General features: G+C 51.6%; 12 protein-coding genes. All 12 read left to right on the top strand.

The window, feature by feature from the left end:
- Positions 1-297: 297 nt before the first annotated feature.
- Complete coding sequence (rppH, locus tag D6029_RS02405) at positions 298-828, top strand: RNA pyrophosphohydrolase (RefSeq protein WP_120063229.1); 531 nt, start codon at positions 298-300, stop codon at positions 826-828.
- A 12-nt stretch (positions 829-840) separates the two neighbouring features.
- Positions 841-3,087: a phosphoenolpyruvate--protein phosphotransferase gene (gene ptsP, locus D6029_RS02400; RefSeq protein WP_120063228.1), complete on the top strand. Its 2,247-nt coding sequence runs from the start codon at positions 841-843 to the stop codon at positions 3,085-3,087.
- 164 nt (positions 3,088-3,251) lie between these two features.
- The gene (lgt, locus tag D6029_RS02395) at positions 3,252-4,127 is read left to right on the top strand and encodes a prolipoprotein diacylglyceryl transferase (RefSeq protein WP_120063227.1); all 876 of its coding nucleotides are present in this window, start codon (positions 3,252-3,254) and stop codon (positions 4,125-4,127) included.
- A 6-nt stretch (positions 4,128-4,133) separates the two neighbouring features.
- Complete coding sequence (gene thyA, locus D6029_RS02390; protein WP_120063226.1) at positions 4,134-4,928, top strand: thymidylate synthase; 795 nt, start codon at positions 4,134-4,136, stop codon at positions 4,926-4,928.
- Positions 4,929-5,112: 184 nt separating this feature from the next.
- Complete coding sequence (locus D6029_RS02385) at positions 5,113-5,586, top strand: prepilin peptidase-dependent protein (protein ID WP_120063225.1); 474 nt, start codon at positions 5,113-5,115, stop codon at positions 5,584-5,586.
- Entirely contained in the window at positions 5,577-6,137 is a 561-nt protein-coding gene (locus D6029_RS02380; RefSeq protein ID WP_120063224.1) for a prepilin peptidase-dependent protein, read from the top strand. Before D6029_RS02385 ends, D6029_RS02380 begins: the two co-directional genes overlap by 10 nt.
- A gap of 8 nt (positions 6,138-6,145) precedes the next feature.
- Positions 6,146-6,568, top strand: coding sequence for a DUF2509 family protein (locus tag D6029_RS02375; RefSeq protein ID WP_147365213.1), 423 nt, complete (start codon positions 6,146-6,148; stop codon positions 6,566-6,568).
- Complete coding sequence (locus tag D6029_RS02370) at positions 6,550-6,891, top strand: prepilin-type N-terminal cleavage/methylation domain-containing protein (RefSeq protein ID WP_120063222.1); 342 nt, start codon at positions 6,550-6,552, stop codon at positions 6,889-6,891. The genes D6029_RS02375 and D6029_RS02370 overlap by 19 nt, the downstream gene beginning before the upstream one ends.
- A gap of 7 nt (positions 6,892-6,898) precedes the next feature.
- The gene (recC, locus tag D6029_RS02365; RefSeq protein WP_120063221.1) at positions 6,899-10,273 is read left to right on the top strand and encodes an exodeoxyribonuclease V subunit gamma; all 3,375 of its coding nucleotides are present in this window, start codon (positions 6,899-6,901) and stop codon (positions 10,271-10,273) included.
- Between the two features lie 144 nt (positions 10,274-10,417).
- A complete protein-coding gene (gene ptrA, locus D6029_RS02360) occupies positions 10,418-13,303 on the top strand; it encodes a pitrilysin (protein ID WP_120063220.1) in 2,886 nt (961 codons plus the stop codon).
- A 43-nt stretch (positions 13,304-13,346) separates the two neighbouring features.
- Positions 13,347-16,889: an exodeoxyribonuclease V subunit beta gene (gene recB / locus D6029_RS02355; RefSeq protein ID WP_120063219.1), complete on the top strand. Its 3,543-nt coding sequence runs from the start codon at positions 13,347-13,349 to the stop codon at positions 16,887-16,889.
- The gene (gene recD / locus D6029_RS02350) at positions 16,886-18,721 is read left to right on the top strand and encodes an exodeoxyribonuclease V subunit alpha (protein WP_120063218.1); all 1,836 of its coding nucleotides are present in this window, start codon (positions 16,886-16,888) and stop codon (positions 18,719-18,721) included. The genes recB and recD overlap by 4 nt, the downstream gene beginning before the upstream one ends.
- The last annotated feature ends 13 nt before the right edge of the window (positions 18,722-18,734 follow it).

The raw sequence follows: 18,734 nt of genomic DNA, 5'->3' as shown, positions 1-18,734 counted from the left end.
GTGAGTTAATCATTGTTTGTTTATTTAATTGAAATTAATGACTATTTTATTTTCGTCTGGTCAGGCTATTTTAGAGTTATCCTAAGTTGTCCCGAGAGTATTAGGTAGTTTTTCACAGTTATATCCACAGAAAAAGTGAATAAACTGCCGGCCCTCAATCCACTATTGTTTATAACTCGGTCATATTTTGTGAGTTATTCAAATGTTATTCCTTTTAGTGACTGCTACACAGTGGTTTACCGCCTGGCGCTTGTATGAAACAATCGCCCTAATCTAAGTTTGTTTTGAGGTAGTCCGGTGATCGATGATGATGGCTACCGCCCGAATGTTGGTATCGTAATCTGTAATCGGCAGGGTCAGGTCATGTGGGCCAGGCGTTTTGGTCAACATTCCTGGCAGTTTCCGCAAGGTGGCATCAATCCTGGCGAATCCCCGGAGCAGGCAATGTACCGGGAACTTTTCGAGGAAGTGGGGTTACAGCGAAAAGATGTCCGAATACTCGCCTCGACCCGAAACTGGTTACGTTACAAGTTACCTAAACGTTTGGTGCGTTGGGACACAAAGCCGGTTTGTATCGGCCAGAAACAAAAATGGTTTCTCCTGCAGTTGATAACCAGCGATAACGATATCAATATGCAAACCAGCAGTACCCCAGAGTTTGATGGCTGGCGCTGGGTGAGCTACTGGTATCCGGTTCGTCAGGTCGTTTCGTTTAAACGCGATGTGTATCGTCGGGTGATGAAAGAGTTTGCAAGCGTCGTTATGCCGCTGCAGGAAGTTACGCCACCACGTAATAACGCGCCTGCATGGCGACGTAAAAGAGGTTAATTCACGCGAAAAATGCTCACCCGTTTGCGAGAAATAGTCGAGAAGGTTGCCAGCGCCCCGCGCCTCAATGAGGCGCTGGATATTCTGGTTACAGATATCTGCCTTGCGATGGACACCGAGGTATGCTCGGTATATCTCGCAGATCATGACCGGCGTTGCTTTTATCTGATGGCGACGCGCGGCCTTAAAAAGCCGCGCGGCCGCACCATTACCCTCGCATTTGATGAAGGCATTGTCGGGCTTGTTGGGCGTCTTGCCGAACCGATAAACCTTGCCGATGCGCAAAAACACCCCAGTTTTAAATATGTTCCCGCAGTAAAAGAGGAGCGTTTCCGCGCTTTCCTTGGTGTTCCTATTATCCAGCGACGCCAGTTGCTGGGCGTGCTGGTTGTTCAGCAACGTGAACACCGCCAATACGATGAAAGCGAGGAGTCCTTCCTCGTCACGCTCGCCACGCAAATGGCCGCCATTCTTTCTCAGTCACAGCTAGCCGCCTTATTTGGTCAGTATCGCCAGACGCGAATTCGGGCATTGCCTGCATCGCCAGGCGTTGCGATTGCCGAAGGCTGGATGGACTCAACGCTGCCATTAATGGAGCAGGTATCGGAAGCGTCAACGCTTGATACCACACTTGAGCGCGAGCGTCTGACCGCCGCTCTTGAAGAGGCATCCAACGAGTTTCGTCGCTACAGCAAACGCTTTGCGGCGGGAGCGCAGAAAGAAACTGCGGCTATTTTTGATCTTTATTCGCACTTATTAACCGATGCCCGCCTACGTCGTGAATTATTTGAAGAAGTCGATAAAGGCTCGGTTGCTGAGTGGGCAGTCAAAAAAGTCATCGAAAAATTTGCGGAGCAGTTCGCAAGTTTAAGTGACAGCTACCTGAAAGAACGAGCGGGCGATCTGCGTACGCTCGGTCAACGTCTGTTGTTCCATCTCGATGACAACATTCAGAGCCCAAATACCTGGCCTGAACGCTTTGTGCTGGTGGCCGATGAGTTATCCGCCACCACGCTTGCTGAACTGCCGCAAAACCGTCTGGTTGGTGTTGTGGTGCGTGATGGTGCCGCCAACTCTCATGCCGCGATTATGGTGCGTGCGCTCGGCATTCCGACCGTTATGGGCGCGGATATTCAGCCTTCCGTGCTACATCGCCGTACGTTAGTTGTTGATGGCTACCGTGGTGAACTGCTGGTTGACCCGGAAACAGTGTTGTTGCAGGAATACCAGCGACTTATCACCGAAGAGAATGAACTCACACTTCTGGTTGAAGACGGCGTTGATAGCCCGGCAGCACTGAAAAGCGGTGAGCGTGTGCAAGTTATGCTGAATGCGGGTCTGAGCCCGGAGCATGAGCAGCAACTTGGTGGTCGTATCGACGGAATCGGTTTATACCGCACCGAAATCCCATTCATGCTGCAAAGCGGCTTCCCGTCAGAAGAAGAACAGGTCGCTCAATACCAGGGCATGTTGCAGATGTTTAACGAAAAACCGGTCACGCTGCGAACGCTTGATGTCGGTGCGGATAAACAACTGCCCTATATGCCAATCAGTGAAGAAAACCCGTGCCTGGGCTGGCGAGGCATTCGCATCACTCTGGACCAACCGGAAATTTTCCTGGTACAAGTGCGCGCCATGCTGCGAGCCAATGCGGCGACTGGCAACCTGAGCATTCTTCTGCCGATGATCACCAGCATCGACGAGATTGACGAAGCGCGCCGTTTGATTGATCGCGCCGGGCGTGAAGTGGAAGAAGTGCTTGGTTATGAGCTACCTAAACCGCGTATTGGCGTGATGGTTGAAGTTCCGTCGATGGTCTTTATGCTTGGGCATCTTGCCAGCCGGGTCGATTTTATTTCCGTAGGCACCAACGACCTGACGCAATACTTACTGGCGGTTGACCGTAACAACACCCGCGTGGCGAGCCTGTATGACAGCCTGCACCCGGCTATGCTGCGTGCGCTGAACCATATCGCCAAAGAAGCTGAACGCCATGGCATCGACCTTTGCCTGTGTGGCGAAATGGCGGGCGACCCAATGTGCGTTGCTCTGCTGGTTGGCATGGGCTATCGCCATTTGTCGATGAACGGTCGCTCGGTGGCTCGCGTGAAATACTTGCTGCGCCACATAAACCTTGAGGAGGCTCAACTCCTCGCACAGCGTAGTATTGAGGCTCAACTCGCAACGGAAGTACGCCATCAGGTGGCCTCTTTCATGGAGCGACGCGGGATGGGCGGCTTGATTCGCGGCGGGCGCTAACTCGCTCGAACGATGATGGGCATTACATATCTTTTACAAGTTCGTCGGCTTAACCCTTCCCCCCTTTGTGCTATGATTCGCTCCCTTCGGAGCGCATCTGCACAGATGCGTACTTGCAACCCATCGTCGATTTTCGATGGGGTAACAATGGTTTGTGGTGACAGATGAATAGTGGCTATCTGCATTTCCCTGAATTTGACCCGGTGATTTTCTCCATCGGGCCAGTCTCTTTGCACTGGTATGGTGTGATGTACCTGGTCGGTTTCGTGTTCGCCATGTGGCTTGCGGGTCGTCGTGCTAATAAGCCAGGCAGTGGCTGGACGAAAAACGAAGTTGAAAACCTGTTGTATGCGGGCTTCCTGGGGGTATTCCTCGGTGGGCGTCTTGGGTATGTCTTCTTCTACAACCTGCCTTCTTTCCTTGCTGACCCATTGTACCTGTTCAAAGTCTGGGATGGCGGCATGTCCTTCCATGGCGGCCTGGTCGGTGTTATCTGCGTAATGATTTGGTTTGCGCGCCGTACCCATCGCTCGTTCTTCCAGGTTGCTGATTTTATTGCACCACTGATTCCATTTGGCCTGGGCGCGGGTCGCCTTGGTAACTTTATCAATGGCGAGTTGTGGGGCCGTGTTGACCCTAACTTTAAGTGGGCAATGCTGTTCCCGGGTTCTCGTGGCGAAGATATCGGCCTGCTGGCGACTCACCCAGAATGGCAATCGCTGTTTAATACCTACGGTGTTTTGCCACGCCATCCTTCCCAGCTTTATGAAATGGTTCTGGAAGGCATTGTGCTGTTTATCATCCTCAACCTGTATATCCGCAAACCGCGCCCGATGGGTGCTGTATCCGGCCTGTTCCTGATTGGCTATGGTGCGTTCCGTATTATCGTTGAATTCTTCCGCCAGCCAGATGCGCAGTTCACCGGTGAGTGGGTGCAGTACATCAGCATGGGGCAAATCCTCTCGATTCCGATGATTGTCGCGGGTGTGATTATGATGGTTTGGGCATATCGTCGCCGTCCACAGCAACAGCTTTCGTGAGGAAACATGCAACAATATCTTGATTTGATGAAACATGTGCTGGAAAACGGCACACCAAAAGATGACCGCACCGGCACCGGTACGCTGTCGATTTTCGGTCATCAGATGCGCTTTAATCTGCAAGATGGTTTCCCGCTGGTTACCACTAAACGCTGTCATTTACGCTCCATCATTCATGAACTGCTGTGGTTTCTGAAAGGTGATACCAACGTTGCTTATCTGCATGAAAACAACGTCTCTATCTGGGACGAATGGGCAGATGAAAACGGCGATCTTGGCCCGGTATATGGCAAACAGTGGCGCTCTTGGGCAACTCCTGATGGTCGTCACATTGACCAGCTCACCACCGTCATTAACCAGCTGAAAAACGATCCGGATTCGCGCCGTATCATCGTTTCAGCATGGAATGTCGGCGAACTGGATAAAATGGCACTGGCTCCTTGCCATGCGTTTTTCCAGTTCTATGTGGCGGACGGCAAGCTGTCTTGCCAGCTTTATCAACGTTCATGTGATATCTTCCTCGGCCTGCCGTTTAATATCGCCAGCTACGCTTTGCTGGTGCATATGATGGCGCAGCAGTGTGACCTGGAAGTGGGTGATTTTGTCTGGACCGGTGGCGATACTCACTTGTACAGCAACCACCTTGAGCAAACACGTCTGCAATTAACGCGTGAGCCACGTGCGCTGCCGAAGCTGGTGATTAAGCGCAAACCAGAATCACTGTTTGATTACCGTTTTGAAGATTTCGAGATTGAAGGTTACGACCCTCATCCGGCAATCAAAGCGCCTGTCGCTATCTAACGGTTTACAGCCTGCCATAACCGGTGCCATCTGTGCGCCGGTTTTTTTTGCCTGAAATCTGGCTTTGCGAAGCTGTTTCCAGCATTTATGCAACTCACCGCAACAACAAAACTTTCCTCCGAGAAGCCTCGAGAAACAGTTTTTTGCCGCTGGCGAAGAGTTTCGCGGCTGGCACACTCACGCCATGAAAACGAAACAGCTCGGCTTTAGCCTGATAGAAATGATGGTGGTGATAGTCATTGTCGCAATGCTCAGTGCTGGTGGCGTATATGGCTGGCAACAATGGCAGCAACAGCAGCGCTTGCAGATAACCACGCAACAGATTCGTCATTTGTTTGAGGAATTACGCAGTGATGCAAACTGGAATAATCGTGACCATTTACTCACGTTGAAACGCTCAGGAGGAACATGGTGTCTAGGGAGCAAATTGAGTCCCGAGAATGACTGTAACGCCAGTGGACGCTGGCGATTGCTTCAACCTTTTGCCGATGTCGATATTACCGAGACTACATCAGGGATGGGTTTTTACGGGCTGAAAAACACTGCCTGGCCGGGCCATATTACGCTACAAAGTTCTGCGGGAAAGTGGCGCGTTATTCTTTCAACGCAAGGAAGAATTCGTGTTTGTGAAGTGAAAGGGAGCAATAAATGCAATTAAACCAACAGGGCTTCACACTACTTGAAACGCTTATCGCGATGGCTTTGAGCAGTATTGTTTTACTGGGGGCCGGCCGGTTATTCCCCGTGCTGCAACGGGCGGTATTGCAACAGTATCAGAAAGAAACACTGCAAGAATCACTCTGGCAACTGGCATTTAGTTTAGGGAAACAACTTCAACGTGCAGGCTATTGCCATGGTACTTGCCAGGGGGAAGGGCTGGTTTTGCGCAAGGAGGGGGAATGTGTCCTGCTGCAATGGGACAGTAACAGCAACGGGCGGTGGGAGCCATCAGGCCATACCGAAACTGAACTAGCAGGATTTCGACTCAATAGTAACAACCTGGAAGCTTTGCGTGGAGCCACCAGTTGCGAAGGCAATGGCTGGGAGAAAATCTCAGATCCTGCCACGATGAACATACAAAAATTCACCGTCACTCGTATGGCTCGCCAGTCGCTGCCACCCTTGTTAGTGATCGAACTGGCTGCTGCTTTCAAAAAAGAGCAAAACCCGGTGTCTTTGCGCCACATCGTGGTCGGTTATAACCTGTGAACGGGCAAATGGAGCGGGGTAATGCCACCCTGGGTTTCGTGCTGCTACTGTTTGCTTTGGGCATCTTAATGCTGAGCGGATTACAGCAGCAGTTGAACCATCAACGCTTCCTTGTAGCCAGCGAAATTGGGTTTCTGAAGCAATATGCTGCCGCTGTTTCAGCGCAGGCCTGGGGGAGCCAGCTATCCTGGACCTCAGCTCAAACCTGGCAGTGCCAGAAGCAGCCAGAACAAGGCTGGAATGCTTGCATATTGACGGTGGAAAACAATGAGGTGGTGATGGCAGCTCACGGAAAGACTCAGGGGCAGCAAACACCACTCACCTTATGGCAGTGGGGAACGCTTGATCATTCTCGATGGATATCAACGCCCCATGGCTGGCTGGATACTTGCCCTTTTACGGAGGTTTTCCGATGCTTGTTACCGCAGTGAAATCACGGCAGCGTGGATTTAGCTTGATTGAAGTCCTGTTTGCGATGGCGCTATTTTCGGTGGTGATGTTAGCTTTAATGGGTTACCAGCGAGTTCTACAGCAAGGTTTTCAGTCGCAATGGCAATTTCGCCAACTCTGGCGTTTAGCTGTTGAAATGGGGGAACCTGAATCGCCGCCGCCAACAAGTGAATGGAGAGTCAGTCAGCAGCAGACATCGACGGCAGGATGTGTCAGCATCAACGTTACTATTACCAGCCCTGTCGGGCGTACCGGGCAGCTATCGCGTTTGCATTGCTCGCAGAAAGAGAAAAGTCAGGAGTAGCGTTTCTATGTTGCGTGTTTACCATTCCAATCGACTGGATGTGCTGGAAGCCATTATGGAGTTTATTGTGGAAAGGCAACCGTTGCCGGACCCATTCGAACCCGAGGTGGTGTTGGTGCAAAGTACCGGTATGGCGCAATGGCTGCAAATGACGCTGGCTCAAAAATTTGGTATCGCGGCCAACATTAGCTTCCCACTTCCGGCGAGCTTTATCTGGGACATGTTTGTACGCGTGCTGCCAAACATTCCTGAGCAAAGTGCTTTCAACAAGCAAAGTATGAGCTGGAAATTAATGACGCTCATCCCGACGATGCTGGAACAACCTGAATTCGCCCTGCTGAACCAGTATTTGGGAGAAGATGAAAATGGACGAAAACTCTCTCAGTTAGCCTCAAGAATTGCCGACCTTTACGACCAATACTTAGTTTACCGCCCTGCCTGGTTAAGCCAGTGGGAGAAGGGGGAACTGGTCGATAATGTGGGTGAAGCTCAGTTGTGGCAGGCTCCGCTGTGGGCCGCACTGGTTCGCCATACGCAAGATCTTGGGCAACCAGAATGGCACCGTGCAAATCTGTACCAACGCTTTATTAACGCTCTGGAATCAAGTGAAGAATGCCCGCAAGGTTTGCCTGCCCGTGTCTTTATTTGTGGCATTTCAGCTTTACCGCCGGTTTATCTTCAGGCACTACAAGCGCTAGGCAAGCATATTGACGTGCATTTGCTGTTCACCAATCCGTGCCGTTATTACTGGGGTGATATTAAAGACCCAGCTTACCTTGCGCGTTTGATCAGCCGCCGCCGTCGCAGCCACGGGCGCGAGGGGGTCACTCTTCCATTATTTAAAGATAGCGACACGGCTTCTTTATTGTTTAACCAGGACGGTGAGCAAGATATTGGCAATCCGCTTTTAGCCTCGTGGGGTAAATTAGGTCGCGATTACACATTCATGCTTTCTGAGATGCAACGCTTTGAAGAAATTGACGTTTTTGTTGATATCGAGCCAGACTGTTTATTGCGTAATTTGCAGTACGATTTACTCGAGCTGCAAAACAACGCTGTCACAGGGTTAACTCTCGAAGAGTTTGAAAATAGCCACAGCAAACGAATCCTCTCCCTTGACGATCGTTCAGTCGCTTTCCATCAGTGTCACAGCCCTCAGCGTGAAGTTGAAGTGTTACACGACCAATTGCTGGCGATGCTTGAAGCTGACCCAACGCTGACGCCGCGCGATATCATCGTGATGGTGGCAGACATTGAAAGTTACAGTCCGTTTATCCAGGCGGTATTTGGCAATGCGGTGGGCGAACGCCGGTTGCCATTCGCTATTTCCGACCGCCGGGCAAGGCAGGCGCACCCGGCTCTGCAAGCTTTTATCTCATTGCTTTCGCTGCCTGATAGCCGTTTTGCTGCGCAGGATGTTCTGGCACTTCTTGAAGTTCCCGCGCTCGCTGCTCGCTTCTCAATCAATGAAGAAGGGCAGCGCTATTTGCGGCAGTGGGTCACTGAATCGGGCATTCGTTGGGGCATTGATGACGACAATGTCCGTGAGCTGGATCTCCCGGCGACCGGGCAACACACCTGGCGTTTTGGCTTAACGCGTATGCTGTTAGGTTATGCGATGGACAGCCACGCAGGTGAATGGCAGTCTGTTCTTCCTTACGATGAATCAAACGGTTTAATTGCAGAATTGGTTGGGCAACTGGCCGATTTATTAATGCAGCTCAATAAGTGGCGGCATGAACTCACCGTCGCGCGCCCGCTGGCAGAATGGACTTCTGTTTGCCGCGACATGTTAGCCAGTTTCTTCCTGCCTGATACCGAAACCGAGGCCGCTCTGGCGCTGATTGAGCAGCAGTGGCAAGAAATTATTAAATACGGCCTTGAGTCGCATTATCAGGAAAACGTGTCTCTGACGTTATTGCGAGATGAACTGGCGCAACGCCTCGACCAGGAACGCATCAGCCAGCGCTTCCTGGCCGGGCCGATCAATTTCTGCACCCTGATGCCAATGCGTTCTATCCCGTTCAAAGTGGTTTGTTTGCTTGGCATGAATGATGGCATTTATCCACGCACGCTGGCTCCGCTCGGGTTTGACCTTATGAGCCAGAAGCCTCAGCGCGGCGACCGAAGCCGTCGAGATGACGACCGCTACTTGTTCCTCGAAGCTCTCAATTCAGCGCAAGCGCGCTTTTATATCAGCTATATCGGGCGTTCCATCCAGGACAACAGCCAGCGATATCCTTCGGTGTTGGTAGATGAATTACTGGATTACATCGCGCAAAGTCATTGCTTGCCGGATGATGTGGGATTGACCTGTGATGAAAGCAGCGAGCGCGTGAAAAAGCATCTGGTGCAACTGCATCATCGCACGCCATTTGAAGCGGGCAACTTTGTGCCAGGCGCATCCGCTCAAAGCTATGCCAACGAATGGCTACCTGCCGCAAGTGAGCAGGGGCAACCGCAGTCGCCATTTATTCAGCCGCTTGAAGATAAAACGCATGACGTCATTACCCTGGATCAACTGCAACGTTTCTGGCGCCATCCTGTGCGCGCGTTCTTCCAGATGCGTTTGGGGATTCACTTTCGCCTTGAAGATACCGATTTGCCAGATGCGGAACCTTTCACTTTAGATAGCCTCGAACGTTTCCAGATGAACCAGGAATTACTCAATACTCTGGTTCAGGAAGGGGATACACCGCTGCTATTCAGCCGTTATCGGGCCGCAGGGGTATTACCGTATGGGGCATTCGGTGAAATTTTATGGGAAACCCAGTTAACAGAAATGGCAGAGCTGGCGCAAAAAGTGCGAGCCGAGCGACAAAATGGCACCAGCCAGGAAGTGTCGCTGCAAATCGATGGAACAAGTCTGGAAGGATGGTTGTCGGATGTGCAGGCCGATGGTTTGCTGCGCTGGCGGCCGTCGATTCTTAATCCGGCGCATGGTTTACAACTGTGGATTGAGCATGTTGTCTGGTGTGCGATGGGGGGCGAGGGGGAAAGCCGTCTGTACGGGCGCGACTCAACCGAGTGGAAATTCCCGTCAATGGAAGTGGAGCAGGCAAAAAGTTATCTCCAGCAACTTATTGAAGGTTATCGGAAAGGATTAGTACAGCCTTTGCTATTACTACCAATAAGTGGAGGGGCGTGGATAAAAGCCTGTTACGAACCCGCGAATGATGCCATTTTATGGGATGAGCAAACGCAGCAGAAAGCCAAAAGTAAGCTGTTGGCGGCCTGGGAAGGGAATCAACGGGTCGATGGTGAAGGCGCCGACATGTGGCTGCAACGCCTGTATCGTACGCTGGAACCCGCTTACTATGATGCGATTATCCACGAAGCTGAACGCTATTTGCTGCCACTGTTTCGATTCAATAAAGCTTAAAAAAATCGTATAAAAATTGCACAATCCGGCAGGTTCATCTATGATGCGCAACTTGCTCAGGATTGGCGAAAAAAGAAACAACGACAATTCAAGATTGTTTTAAAAGTTGTTAATGATGAGTAAGTTAGTGAATGAGGTTCGTTAATGCCTAAATGCAGCACTTGGTTAAAACCGCTTTTCTTGTTAGTCGCTCTTTGGGCACCATTAAGTCAGGCAGACACCGGTTGGCAACCTATCCAGGAAACCATCCATAAAAGTGAAAAAGACAACCGTCAATACCAGGCTGTGCGTCTTGATAACGGTATGACAGTTTTGCTGGTTTCTGATCCGCAAGCGGTTAAGTCATTGTCTGCATTGGTCGTTCCTGTGGGATCGTTAGAAGATCCTGACGACCATCTCGGCCTTGCTCACTACCTTGAACATATGACGCTGATGGGCTCAAAGAAGTATCCAGAGCCGGATAGCCTGTCGGAGTTTCTCAAAAAGCACGGTGGCAGCCACAACGCCAGCACCGCGACTTACCGCACCGCGTATTACCTCGAAGTGGAAAACGATGCGCTGGAAGGGGCGGTTGACCGTTTGTCTGATGCTATCGCTGAGCCGAACCTCGCTCCAGAGTACGCTGAACGTGAACGTAATGCGGTAAACGCAGAACTGACGCTGGCGCGTGCCCGTGATGGTATGCGTATGGCGCAAGTCAGTGCAGAAACCATCAACCCAGCCCACCCCGGCTCGCGTTTTTCTGGTGGCAATCTGGAAACATTGCGCGATAAACCGGGCAGTAAACTGCTGGATGCGCTGGTGGCTTTTCGCGACAAATACTATTCTTCAAACCTGATGAAAGCGGTCATCTATAGCAATAAGCCATTGCCTGAGCTGGCAAAAATTGCGGTAGAAACTTACGGTCGGGTGCCAAACAAAAATATTGAACGCCCGGTGATTGATGTTCCGGTCGTGACCGATGCGCAAAAAGGTATCGTGATTCACTACGTGCCCGCATTGCCGCGCAAAGTGGTGCGTGTTGAATTCCGCATCGATAACAATAGCGATAAATTCCGCAGTAAAACCGATGAGTTAATTGGCTACTTAATTGGTAATCGCAGTAACAATACGCTTTCCGACTGGCTGCAAAAACAAGGGCTTGCAGACAGCATTCGCGCCGATTCCGATCCATTAGTGAACGGTAATAGCGGTGTGTTTGCTATTTCTGTTTCGTTAACCGATAAAGGCCTGGCGCAGCGTGATGAAGTGGTCGCGGCTATCTTCAGCTACTTAAATAAGCTTCGTGAAAATGGCGTGGATAAAAGCTATTTCGATGAGCTTGCCCATGTTCTGGATCTCGATTTCCGTTACCCGTCAATTACACGCGATATGGATTACGTCGAATGGCTGGCAGACACTATGTTGCGTGTGCCAGTCGAACATACGCTGGATGCGGTTAATATCGCGGATCAATACGATCCCGCAGCGATTAAATCTCGCCTGGATATGATGACGCCGCAAAACGCTCGCGTCTGGTATATCAGCCCGAAAGAGCCACACAACAAGACGGCTTATTTTGTCGAAGCCCCTTATCAGGTCGACAAAATCACGCCACAAGTCTTTGACACCTGGCAGCAAAAAGCAGCGGCTATCAAGCTGGAATTGCCACAATTAAATCCGTACATTCCTGACGATTTTACGTTGGTTAAACCGGGCAAAACATACACCCATCCTGAACTGTTGGTTAAAGAACCCGGTTTGCGCGTGTTGTATATGCCAAGCCACTATTTCGCCAGCGAGCCTAAAGCTGACGTCACCATGGTGCTGCGTAACCCACAGGCAATGGACAGCGCGAAAAATCAGGTGCTTTTTGCGCTGAATGATTATCTGGCAGGAATTGCGCTGGATGAATTAAGTAACCAGGCGTCTATCGGCGGGATTGGTTTCTCGACCAATGCGAACAGCGGTTTGATGGTCAATGCCAACGGTTACACCCAGCGTTTACCGCAACTTTTCGAAGCGCTGTTAAAGGGCTATTTCTCTTACACGCCAACGCAAGAACAGTTGGATCAAGCGAAATCGTGGTATGCCCAGATGATGGACTCGGCAGACAAAGGCAAAGCTTACGATCAGGCGATTATGCCAGTGCAAATGGTGTCGCAAGTGCCGTATTTCCAACGTGAAACTCGCCGCGCATTGTTACCTGCACTGACGTTAAAAGACGTGCTCGATTACCGTGAGGTTTTAAAAACCAACGCAAAACCTGAGTTTTTAGTGCTGGGCAATATGTCCCCTGAGCAGGCTACAGACCTTGCGCATGGGGTACAAAGTTTGCTGGGTACTAAAGGTAATGAATGGTGCCGCAATAAAGACGTGCTGGTGGATAAACAACATCTGGCCATGTTTGAGAAAACCGGCAGCAGCACGGATTCCGCATTAGCCGCAGTCTACGTGCCGAAAGGGTTCGATGAAACCGTGAGCACCGCTTACAGTTCAATGTTGGGGCAAATTATTCAACCGTGGTTCTACAACCAACTGCGGACTCAGGAGCAGTTAGGGTACGCGGTGTTTGCTTTCCCGATGTCCGTTGGTCGCCAATGGGGCATTGGTTTCTTGCTGCAAAGTAATGACAAACAACCCGCCTATTTGTATGAACGATTCAAGGCGTTTTACCCAACGGCTGAGAAGAAGCTGCGTAGTATGAGTGCCGAGGATTTTGCGCAAATGCAGCAGGGCATGATCAGCGAAATTATGCAGGCACCTCAGACGTTATCTCAGGAAGCTTCGCAACTGAGCAAAGATTTCGATCGTGGAAACATGGACTTTGATTCGCGTGATAAAGTAGTCGCCGAAATTAAAAAACTGACTCCGCAAAAACTGGCTGATTTCTTCCATCAGGCGGTTATCGAACAGCAAGGAATGGCCGTACTGTCGCAAGTTTCTGGCAGCCACAATGGTAAAGCAGATTATGCCGCTCCGAAGGGTTGGAAAACCTGGAAAGAGGTCAGCGCTCTGCAACAATCATTGCCGCTGATAGGGGTGAAGTGATAGCAGCCGGTAGACCTGCAATTTGAAAGACAAAGGGTAAATAATGACCGGAACCGCGCAGCCTCTTAATCCTCTAAACCTACCGTTGACGGGGGAGCGGCTGATTGAAGCCTCTGCGGGAACCGGAAAGACCTTTACCATTGCGGCACTGTATTTGCGTCTGCTGTTAGGCCTGGGAGGGGAAAACGCCCATCCCAGGCCGCTTTCTGTCGAAGAGCTGCTGGTCGTAACCTTTACACAGGCGGCGACAGAAGAGCTTCGTGGCCGTATTCGCGCCAATATCCATGAGCTACGAATCGCCTGCGTGCGCAATCGCACTGACAATCCCCTGTTCCAGAGCTTATTGGCAGAAATCCCCGATCTTCACCAGGCCGCCCAGGTTTTGCGTCTTGCAGAACAGCAAATGGACGAAGCGGCGATATTCACCATCCACGGTTTCTGCCAGCGCATGCTTAGCCTGAATGCCTTTGAATCGGGCATGTTGTTTGAACAACAACTTATCGAAGATGAATCGCTGCTACGTCGCCATGCTTGTGCGGATTTCTGGCGTCGCCATTGTTATCCGCTGCCTAAACCCGTCGCTCAAGTGATGGTAGAAGAGTGGGCCGGGCCGGAAGAACTTCTCCGGGATATCAATAGTTGGCTGCAAGGTGAACAACCGATTTTGAAACAGCCTCCAGCCGATGACGAAACGTTGCTTGCGCGCCATCAGAAAATCATCGAATCCATTGAAAATGTGAAAGCACAATGGTGTGCCAGTGCGGATGAAATCGCGCAGATCCTGAGTGTTGCGAAGATTGACCGCCGCAGCTATAGCAGCAAAAACTTACCGAACTGGCTGAATATTGTTGGCACCTGGGCGCAGACCGAAACCACAACCTATAAATTGCCCGACCAACTTGAGCGCTTTTCTCAGTCGATGCTCGATGAGAAAACCAAAGAAGGCCAGCCGCCGCAACATCCTGTTTTTAGAGCTATTAATGATTTACTCGGTGAGCCGCTGACCCTTCGCGATTTGGTCATTGCTCGTGCGATGGCTGAAATCCGCTACACCGTGCAGCAGGAAAAACGTCGCCGTGGCGAACTAGGCTTTGACGATATGCTGACTCGCCTCGATGAAGCGCTGCATAAACCGGGTGGTGATGCTCTGGCCGCCGCCATCCGTGGCCGTTTCCCGGCGGCGATGATTGATGAATTCCAGGACACCGATCCGCAGCAATATCGTATTTTCAGGCGCTTATATATCAATCAGCCTGATACTGCACTGCTACTTATCGGTGACCCAAAACAGGCGATTTACGCCTTCCGTGGCGCGGATATTTTTACCTACATGAAAGCTCGCCATGAGGTCAGTGCCCACTACACGCTGGACACCAACTGGCGCTCATCCCCCGCGATGATTAGCAGCGTCAATACGCTTTTCCAGCAGTTAGATAACCCATTTTTATTCCAGCAAATCCCGTTTTTAGCGGTGAAATCTGCACCGAAGAACAGCGGCTTGCGCTTTACCCTTAAAGGGAAAAACCAGGCGGCGATGTCGTTCTGGGCGCAATCCGGCGATGGCTGCGGTGTAAGTGATTACCAACAAACTATGGCGATGCAGTGCGCGCAGCAAATTCGGGACTGGCTCAGCGCCGGGCAGCGCGGCGAAGCGTTGCTGTGGAAAGGTGAGGAATCGCGCCCGGTGCAGTCGTCTGATATCACCATTTTGGTTCGTAGCCGTGGTGAAGCTTCAATTGTGCGTGAAGCGCTGGGTGCGCTGAATATCCCTTCGGTCTACCTTTCAAACCGCGACTCCGTATTCGCCACGCCGGAAGCGCGTGAAATTCTGTGGATTTTGCAGGCGGTATTGGCTCCAGAAATTGAGACTGCGCTGCGCAGTGCCGTTGCTACCAGCATGTTGGGGCTGGATGCCCAAATGATTGAGGCGTTGAATAATGACGAAAACGCCTGGGATCGTCTGGTTGAAGAGTTTTCTGAGTACCGGCAAATTTGGCTGCGCCGTGGCGTGATGCCGATGCTGCGGGCGCTTATCGCAAGGCGACAGGTGGCGGAAAACTTGCTGGCAACGCCCGGCGGTGAACGTCGTCTGACCGATATTTTGCACATCAGCGAATTGCTGCAAGAAGAGGCCGCGCAAACTGACAGTGAACATGCGTTAGTACGCTGGTTGGCGCAGCAGGTTGCGGAGCCTGACAGTAACGCGTACAGCCAACAATTGCGCCTTGAAAGCGACCGCCATTTGGTTCAGGTAGTCACTATCCACAAATCCAAAGGGCTTGAATATCCGCTGGTTTGTCTGCCATTTATCGCCAACTATCGTGCTCAAAACAGTGGCTTGTATCACGACCGTTCGACGTTTTCACCGCTGCTGGATTTAAGCGACGATGAAGAAAGTTTAAGCCTGGCCGAAGAAGAGCGGCTGGCGGAAGATTTGCGCCTGCTTTATGTCGCGTTGACGCGCTCCATCTGGCATTGCAGCCTCGGTGTCGCGCCGTTGTTTAAAGGGAATCGCGCCAAAAAAGGGGCCAGCGATTTGCATCTCGGTGCGCTGGGTTACCTGCTGCAAAAAGGCGAAGCGAAAGATGCCGCTGGGCTGCAAACCTGTTTACAGGAACTGGCGAGCGAGTCGATCAGCATCGAAGAACCTAAATCTGATGATTACACCCCATGGCAGCCGGTGAGTGAGGCGCTGCCCGAACTTAGCGCCCGTATCATGAAACGTCAGGTCGCTGATAACTGGCGAGTCACCAGTTATTCGGGCCTGCAGCAGCATGGCAGCAGCCAGGCTTTGGATTTATTGCCGCGCCTTGATGTGGATGCCGCAGGTGTTGCACCTGTGAAAAGTGAGCCATTACTTACTCCGCACACCTTCCCGCGTGGGGCAGGGCCAGGCACGTTTTTGCATAGCCTGTTTGAAGGCATTGATTTTACTCAGCCGCTTGATGAATCGTGGATTGCTGAGCAACTTACTTCACAAGGTTTTGGTGAAGAATGGCAGCCGATTGTCACCGAGTGGTTGCACACCGTTTTACACGCTCCATTGAATGAAACGGGCGTGTCGCTGAGCCAGCTAAGAGCGCAAGACCGGCAGGTTGAAATGGAGTTCTATCTGCCGATTGAAAGTGACTTGCAGGCTGTGCATCTGGACAAACTGGTGCGCGAATATGACCCCTTATCAAAAGGTTGCCCACCATTAAACTTCAAACAAGTGCGCGGCATGTTGAAAGGGTTTATCGACCTGGTGTTCCGCTGGCAGGGGTGCTATTACCTGCTGGATTATAAATCTAACTGGCTGGGCGAAGACAGCAGCGCTTATACCGAAGAAGCGATGGCGGCAGCGATGCAATCTCATCGTTATGACCTGCAATATCAACTGTATACGCTGGCGTTGCACCGATATTTGCGCCACCGCATTCCTGATTATGACTACCAAAGTCACTTCGGTGGCGTTATCTATCTCTTCTTGCGGGGTGTTGAAAGCAACGGCTCAACGCAGGGGATTTTTGCAACACGCCCGGATGAACAATTAATTGCGAAGATGGACGCACTCTTTGCGGCACAAACGGACGAGGCCACATCATGAAAATGTCTGAGTTGTTACAGCAGGCCGTAGAGCAAAAATTATTGCGAGCGTTGGATGCGCAGTTTGCCATGATGATCGCCAGTGACGAGCAGCCCGCGGTGATGCTGGCTGCGGCGTTGGTCAGCCACGATGCGGGTGAAGGGCATGTCTGCATTCCGCTTTCACGGTTAGCGCCAGAGTTCTGTTTTGCCGGACGCCAGCCAGATTTTGCCGCGCAACTCTTTGCTCTGGTCGACCTGAAAAGCGGCTGGCGCGAAGCGCTACTTGCTTCACCTGCGGTGAGTGAATATGACGGCGCGACGCCGCTCAAGCTGATTGGCGAACGTTTATACCTCAACCGGATGTGGCAAAACGAACAGTCTATCGCGCAGTTTTTTGTTCAGGAAAACTGTGCCATTGCGCTTAATGAAGCGCAGGTGACCAGCGTGCTCAATCAGCTTTTTGAGCCGATGGCCGAGACTGACTGGCAAAAAGTCGCCGCTGCCGTAGCGCTGACGCGCCGTATATCGGTGATTTCTGGCGGGCCGGGAACGGGCAAAACCACCACCGTGGCGAAATTACTGGCGGCGCTGGTTCAGCTAAATGATGCAAAACCTTTGCGTATTCAATTGGCAGCCCCGACCGGCAAAGCCGCTGCACGATTAACGGAATCATTAGGCTCGGCATTGCGTCGTTTGCCGCTGGATGATGCGCAAAAAGCGTCATTGCCTAACGATGCCTGCACGTTGCACCGTCTGTTGGGGGCACAACCCAACAGCCAGCGCCTGCGCTATCACGCCGGGAATCCTTTGCATCTTGACGTGCTGGTGGTGGACGAAGCCTCAATGGTGGATTTGCCGATGATGGCGAAGTTGATCAATGCGCTCCCGCCACAGGCGAGGGTGATCTTTCTGGGCGATCGCGATCAACTGGCATCGGTGGAAGCGGGGGCGGTGCTCGGGGATATTTGCCACTATGTCACTTGCGGCTACTCCGCTGAACGGGCAACAGAATTAAGTCAGCTAACCGGTTATGCCCTTCCTGCCGGGGAAAGCAACCAGGCGAGCTCGTTGCGTGACGGGCTTTGCCTGCTGCAAAAAAGTTACCGTTTTGACGCTCATTCTGGCATCGGGCAACTGGCGTATGCAGTCAACGCCAGCGATGTTAAGCGGGCAAAATCCGTGTTCAGCGAAGGTTTTAGCGATATCACCAAACAGCCGCTACGTGAGACAGAAGATTACGCGTTGATGATTGCCGATGCGGTGGAAGGTTATCGACCGTATCTGGAGTTAATTCACCAGCAGGCAGAACCCGCCGCCACTCTGGAAGCATTTGGATGTTATCAAATGCTGTGCGCATTGCGTGATGGACCGTTTGGGGTCAGCGGTCTGAATTCTCGCATCGAGCAGGCTTTGATCCAAAAACGGCTGATTGAGCGGCCAAACCAGGCGACATCGCGTTGGTATAACGGCAGGCCGATTATGATTTCCCGCAACGACAGTTCGTTGGGTTTATTCAACGGCGATATTGGTATCGCGCTCGATAAAGGCGAGGGGCTGCGCGTCTGGTTCCCGATGCCGGATGGCACGATTAAATCCGTGCAGCCCAGCCGTTTACCGGGCCACGACACGGCTTACGCCATGACGGTGCATAAATCGCAGGGTTCGGAGTTTGAACATGCGGCGCTGGTTTTGCCCAATCAATACACCGCCGTGGTGACACGCGAACTGGTGTATACGGCGATCACTCGCGCTCGTAATAAGCTGTCGCTTTATGTCGATGATCGGGTATTTGAAAAAGCGATTGTGACGAAAACAGAACGACGTAGCGGATTAATGGAGAGTTTTAGCTAGCCCCGTAGGGCTA

Source organism: Buttiauxella izardii (assembly GCF_003601925.1).
Lineage (GTDB): Bacteria > Pseudomonadota > Gammaproteobacteria > Enterobacterales > Enterobacteriaceae > Buttiauxella > Buttiauxella izardii.
Note: the sequence above shows the minus strand (reverse complement) of the source record. Positions and strands in the feature narration are given on the sequence as shown.